Source organism: Candidatus Nitrotoga sp. 1052 (genome assembly GCF_927312905.1).
GTDB lineage: Bacteria > Pseudomonadota > Gammaproteobacteria > Burkholderiales > Gallionellaceae > Nitrotoga.
The window spans coordinates 1-1,230 of sequence record NZ_CAKMHQ010000059.1; the positions used below are offsets into that span (position 1 = coordinate 1).

The window sequence follows — 1,230 nt, forward strand, 5'->3', positions numbered from 1 at the left end:
CAGGTTGAGCGGAACAGGTTGCTGCAATGGCAACTTTTAGCGGTGGAATTTGGGGGTATGACGCGAAACAGGTCCCGATGATGCCGCTACGATCAGAGAGATATTTCCATAACAAACAGATTCACAGCAGCCTGACCGGGCTTGTACAACAAACGGTTCAGATTGTGGCTCGCTTCGCGATCACAATCTAACCTTACTCGTTAGGTTTGGAGGCCATAGACACTTGCGCTCCAGTATTTGCTTTCATGGTTGGTGCGGGCAGCCCAGCCCAAAGCGATAAGCTCTTTTGCTATGAGGCGATTCATGATGCCGTGCCCCACGAGCAGAACATGGCCTTTCGCGGCAAAAGAACTAAGTTGCTGAGCAGCGGCCTTGGCACGGGTTTTCGTGACCTGAATTGAGTCAGCACCTCGTGAGTAGCCGAAGAACCAAAGCAGACGGAAAAACGCAGCCCAGACAAAAGGTGGCAGCCGAGGAAACCGCCAAAGAGCAAACGGAAGCTGCGCCTCGCAGAATACGGCGTCTGCAACAGAGGCTGTATGACCGAGCGCCTGCACTGACGACAATGCCCGCGATGCGGTGCTTGTGACAATGAATGAAGCGGAATTTGCCACCTTCAAACTGTTGAGGGGGATGCCGTCAGCTTCCACCTCGGAAAAGTTGTAGTGTTCAATCCAACGTTCCATTTCGGCAGGTGCAAGCCAGCCTACTTGGGATAGTACCGGTTTACCATGCCGCATGAGGATGATTTCCATCGCAGAGAAAACCTAACATAAAATTGAGGGGCTCACCCGCTTCTGGGCGAGTCCCGCTCGAATGCAGGGTTGGACTTCAAATAACTTATACATCTTCAACTAAAAATAGCTGAACACTTGGTGTAACAGAGCGAGCTTTATGTTTTGTGAAAGTGCCCGTTGGAATGAAGATACCAGAACCTTGGATGTAATTAACAATTTTTCCATCGAAATCAATTTCCAATTCGCCATTAAGAACAAAACCAACGTGCCCTTTTTCGCACCAGTTCGGCTCAACGAATTCGGAAGTGAATTCGAGCAATCGCATCTGCTTCTTTCCGTCACTAAATATTTTGAAGCGAGCACCCGGCATTGCCTCTTGCCACTCTAGGGAATCAAACACTACTTTGAATGTTTCCACTGCTCACGCCTTTGATGCCCAACGACGCTGTAGAAAAACCCCATTCTGAACACCTGCTTCAGCTTTGGGTGGAAT

2 protein-coding genes are annotated in these 1,230 nt (G+C 49.6%); both read right to left on the bottom strand.

All coding sequences use genetic code 11. From position 1 onward, the window contains the following. Window positions 1–200: 200 nt before the first annotated feature. On the bottom strand, window positions 201–755 hold the full coding sequence (locus tag MJ768_RS11830; RefSeq protein ID WP_239292050.1) for a hypothetical protein: 555 nt from the start codon (window positions 753–755) through the stop codon (window positions 201–203). A gap of 85 nt (window positions 756–840) precedes the next feature. Next, window positions 841–1,155, bottom strand: coding sequence for a hypothetical protein (locus tag MJ768_RS11835; RefSeq protein ID WP_239292052.1), 315 nt, complete (start codon window positions 1,153–1,155; stop codon window positions 841–843). Window positions 1,156–1,230: the final 75 nt, after the last annotated feature.